Origin of the sequence: Microbulbifer okhotskensis (genome assembly GCF_023895975.1) — a bacterium.
Lineage (GTDB): Bacteria > Pseudomonadota > Gammaproteobacteria > Pseudomonadales > Cellvibrionaceae > Microbulbifer > Microbulbifer okhotskensis.
The window spans coordinates 1-3,785 of record NZ_JALBWM010000197.1 but is presented as its reverse complement, the minus strand read 5'-3'; the positions used below and the strand labels follow the sequence as shown (position 1 = coordinate 3,785).

The following is a 3,785-nucleotide window of genomic DNA, read 5'->3' as shown; positions in this document are numbered from 1 at the left end:
CGACTACCAATAATCCACTAGCAAGAGCGGTTACACAGAATTATTTACACCCTCTCAGTAATCTACGGTGATACGGCCTCAAACCTGGAAAACCTATATCTATCCTTGTGGTAGAAATGGGCAATTATCCCAGTCATGAAAAACTGCTTTCCCGTGGCGGCAGAGTGCTAAGCCTTTGTAACTGGATGTATATCCCAGGGAGATCTAAGATTAGTTGTTGCTTCTGTAGTTCCTCGAATATTGATTTGAATGGTTAGCTGCGAGAAAAATAGCTATGCACTTCAATCTTGAATGCAGGTAACGGTTTTTGCCCCAGACCGTTCAATCATTTTTACGATTGCAGACTGAACCACTTCATCCTCGCGTATGTCACCTTCAGTCACAAATTTTTCACTTTGTGGCTCTGCACCTTCTTCTACGACGAACTCAAGGAAAACTTCTGTTGGTAAGACTTTATTAGGACCAGAATAAACGATGGCTATCGTCGGGTAACCCTGAAATCCCATGTTTAATTTTTTAGATATTCTCTTCTTTGACTTCTCTAAATTCATAGATGAATCATCTGTTCAAAGGACATAAAGAGGTTGTATAAAAACAACTAAATTTTCCTGGTCGGCTCCTACAGGAAAAGTAGAGAAACAAGCCGCTGAGGTTGCATCTAATTACAGATGGCCTCCTCTTGCTGAGTATTCAGCCAAATTTAAAGTGACATAAAAGCAATCTAGTTTTGTATAGCCCGAAAGTCAGGCGGGGGCCCGTGGAACCGGAGCCGCGCCGCCTGTGCTTATCGCTTAAAGAGGCTGGACTTTTGTTGCACACGGTCCTTTTTGACCCTGTCCAACAACAAACTCGACTTTTTGACCATCCGCGAGTGACTTGTAACCGCCCACTTGGATTTCAGAATGGTGTACAAACAAATCTTTGCTTCCATCGTCTGGAGTGATGAAACCAAAACCTTTATCTGCATCGAACCACTTAACTGTGCCAGTACTCATATTTATTTCTTCATCTACGGTGAGTTTAATTAACTAGTTCTGCTATCACCATTACAAAACTAGAGTTAAATTACGTTAAGTTTCGCCTATAGTCTTTTGAATAAAATACATCCATAGAACTTTAAGCGGTGGACTCCCAAATACATAATAGCGCTGGCGAGGACTGGAAATCCGCGTAGCGGTTTGCAGGTCCAGCAGAGGGCGAACACGCCCAACCATCGTTGGTTGTCCTGGTCTCATTCTGAGGCCAAAAAGCCTTCTCGTTAACGGGCAAATCGAGGTTCACCTTCGATGGCCACTGAAGCCCTTTACCTACTAGGCAGAACTTGAATAGTCACGAGGGCCCCGAGCCCGAACGGCAAGGCAGGGATAGCTTATCCTATGGAAACCCATGAGATCAATATCGGAGTCGATACCGACAGTAGACAGCTTGGTGCCAATATGGGATTCGCTGGCCAATTCCTGAGCGTTACCAATGAAATTGACGCGATTTTACCGCTTCAACCTGCTTGAGAGCTCAATGAACCCACAAGTAGGCTTGCCTAGGACGACGCACAAGTCAGGCCTGCCTATCGCAGACCTAACCTAACCCAACACAGATTGGAAGCTTTGCAAAGTCGGCCGCTCGTACTGCTAAAACAGACAAGCTGGATACCATAGGCGTAGCCTACTATGTTGAAACCATCAAACCCAGGGTTCCAGCTATAAAACCACATAAATCAAGCGTTATTAGCGATTTACCAGCTGTATGAAGCCTGAGGTTGGAGGTGAGCGTTATGCAAAAGGGTCACTTCAAGCGCATGCCAAAATCCGTAGCTAAGCCCATTCGGGCTATCTTGAAAGCCATCAAGGGGGAGTTTGAGACTACCGATAATCAGCTCGATAAGATGGATAATAGTATTGCCGATTGACGGCAAAAGCCTGATTTCCGACTAAACAGTAACGATCTGTATGTTTTTTGAGCGCTCCTGATGGAAAGCTTCCTGAGCAGATGAGACTAAACCCGAAAAAAAGTCAGCACTCGCGGGTATTGCCCCAATAAATGGGGCCAGGGGGCATCCGGGGAAAGGACCACCTTCTCGACAGGCGGAGTCGTGTGCGGGTAGTTCTGTTTGTTTCCATAACATCGGCGTTCGGAGTCACTCCAGGCCAACCTCCGTGGATGAATGCCTGGTCAGCTGCTAGCAAGCAAAAAATCGCCATGCAGTATGCATGAGAAAGAAGCTTGCCATTCTGAATACGATGGTTAAAAACAACCCTTGGAGCATGAAGCTATGGAATAGGTCCTTGTTGAAAAATCATAGTCACTTGCTAACTCCTTATAGACCGCTGAGCGTTACCTCAATCTCACTAGCGATGGCTGATAGTGAGCGACCCTCATATTGATTTGCCAGTTCAAATGCGGCATCTATGGGTGCGAAAAGAACATGGGGATTACTGAATGATGGGATGTCACCGATGGCATAGTGACCATAATAGCGGGAGCCAGGGAATTCACATACACTCCAGCAACCGCCGTTTTTCTCAATGAATAGCTCTCCGATGAAGTGTCCAACACGAGTAATAATCCAGGTTGTATCATCATCGATGTTTTCCTGTTCCGATACCCAGCTGCTTATTGGCTCAAGAAAATTAACTGGATTAAGAAGCACTTCATATAGATTTTAAAAGCCTAAATTTTCGAAAAATCATAAAGAGCCGCATTCGGTCTTCTAGAAATTAATTGAAGCCCATTTTTGTCTTTTGATCTCCTTGATCATTCACGATCGCGACTAGAAAGTTAATATGCCGGAATTAACCGTAGATAGTTTTTGTAAGTTTTGCACGAAAATGGAAGCGCAAAGACTGTACTAAAATTGCATATAGTAAGTCGTCGGTCGCCTTGAGAAAGCAATCTACTGTTCTGAACAAGACAGTCAAAACAAAAAATAATATTCAGCACGCAGTGTGAGATCACCTGGTTTTGTTATGCGCTTTCGTAGAAATACACCCTGCAGCCTGTTATTTTTGCCAGGTTGCGTATTTGTGTGCCACTAAGTTTATTTAAGAAAATAAGCGTATCGGCGCATTCTATTGTTGCTATCTCTGCTAGCTCAAATGCCTTACCCTTTCCTAGATATGTTGCAGAATTCATAGGTGAATCCAAGCGTTTACTACCTCCAACCTTCTTTGTCCTAGAAACCCCTCTTCTCTGTATTAAGCCCCCGACAACCAGTCCTCCTATATTTTTAATCTCAGAAGAAGCTTCTGCTAGACTCTCATCGATATTTTGTGTTTTCATCGAGAATAATCCTGCGATAAGGCATCGGCAGCCGAATAGATTCTCTTTGGCTCGTAATTTCATTGGTTCTACGGTTCCACCGCGAAAAGTAATACTGCTTTTGTTTGCTAGGATATTAGTGCGCCATTGGATCAAAGTATGCCTCCCATGTTCGAGCGCCAGTTTGTTTTGACCTTGCCTTTTTCATGTAGATCATTGCATTTTCGTAGGTAGAGCAATTCATGAGTGCTACGCCAAGATTGTAAAATGCATGCTTATTATTGCTGCCTTGATCTATCGCTTTTTTGAGATATTTGATTGCTTCTTTATGGCAACCCATGTCACACAGAACAGTGCCATAAATGATGAGAGTCACCTTATCATTAGGGTGCGTAGCTAAAGCCTTTTCAAGCAAGCATTTAGCCTCGTGATAATTCTGCTCCCTCTTGGAGCTATCTTTCCAAATTTCATCTCTCACAACACTTCGGACAGTTTCATACAGCTATAGCCCCATAGTCACTGTACTGCTC

The 3,785-nt window shown here is 43.9% G+C and carries 6 protein-coding genes; 1 reads left to right on the top strand and 5 read right to left on the bottom strand.

Annotated elements, in window-relative coordinates:
* Positions 1–281: 281 nt before the first annotated feature.
* Both MO867_RS20930 and MO867_RS20925 read right to left on the bottom strand, forming a co-directional pair.
* On the bottom strand, positions 282–551 hold the full coding sequence (locus MO867_RS20930; RefSeq protein WP_252472724.1) for a hypothetical protein: 270 nt from the start codon (positions 549–551) through the stop codon (positions 282–284).
* Positions 552–791: 240 nt separating this feature from the next.
* Positions 792–995: a cold-shock protein gene (locus MO867_RS20925; protein WP_252472722.1), complete on the bottom strand. Its 204-nt coding sequence runs from the start codon at positions 993–995 to the stop codon at positions 792–794.
* Positions 996–1,771: 776 nt separating this feature from the next.
* Here MO867_RS20925 and MO867_RS23640 point away from each other — a divergent pair.
* A complete protein-coding gene (locus tag MO867_RS23640; RefSeq protein WP_256474252.1) occupies positions 1,772–1,906 on the top strand; it encodes a hypothetical protein in 135 nt (44 codons plus the stop codon).
* A 408-nt stretch (positions 1,907–2,314) separates the two neighbouring features.
* On the opposite strand, the gene MO867_RS20920 is transcribed toward MO867_RS23640, so the two are convergent.
* The 3 genes from MO867_RS20920 to MO867_RS20910 form a co-directional block, all read right to left on the bottom strand.
* Positions 2,315–2,647: a hypothetical protein gene (locus MO867_RS20920; protein WP_252472720.1), complete on the bottom strand. Its 333-nt coding sequence runs from the start codon at positions 2,645–2,647 to the stop codon at positions 2,315–2,317.
* A gap of 314 nt (positions 2,648–2,961) precedes the next feature.
* Entirely contained in the window at positions 2,962–3,276 is a 315-nt protein-coding gene (locus MO867_RS20915; protein ID WP_252472718.1) for an HflX-like GTP-binding protein, read from the bottom strand.
* A gap of 115 nt (positions 3,277–3,391) precedes the next feature.
* Positions 3,392–3,733 (bottom strand): tetratricopeptide repeat protein, encoded by a 342-nt coding sequence (locus MO867_RS20910; RefSeq protein ID WP_252472716.1) that lies wholly within the window; start codon positions 3,731–3,733, stop codon positions 3,392–3,394.
* Positions 3,734–3,785: the final 52 nt, after the last annotated feature.

Bases quoted from the DNA above. Each gene is read 5' to 3' on its own strand.
- MO867_RS20930 (WP_252472724.1), bottom strand. From the start codon at position 551: ATGAATTTAGAGAAGTCAAAGAAGAGAATATCTAAAAAATTAAACATG.
- MO867_RS20925 (WP_252472722.1), bottom strand. From the start codon at position 995: ATGAGTACTGGCACAGTTAAGTGGTTCGATGCAGATAAAGGTTTTGGT.
- MO867_RS23640 (WP_256474252.1), top strand. From the start codon at position 1,772: ATGCAAAAGGGTCACTTCAAGCGCATGCCAAAATCCGTAGCTAAGCCC.
- MO867_RS20915 (WP_252472718.1), bottom strand. From the start codon at position 3,276: ATGAAAACACAAAATATCGATGAGAGTCTAGCAGAAGCTTCTTCTGAG.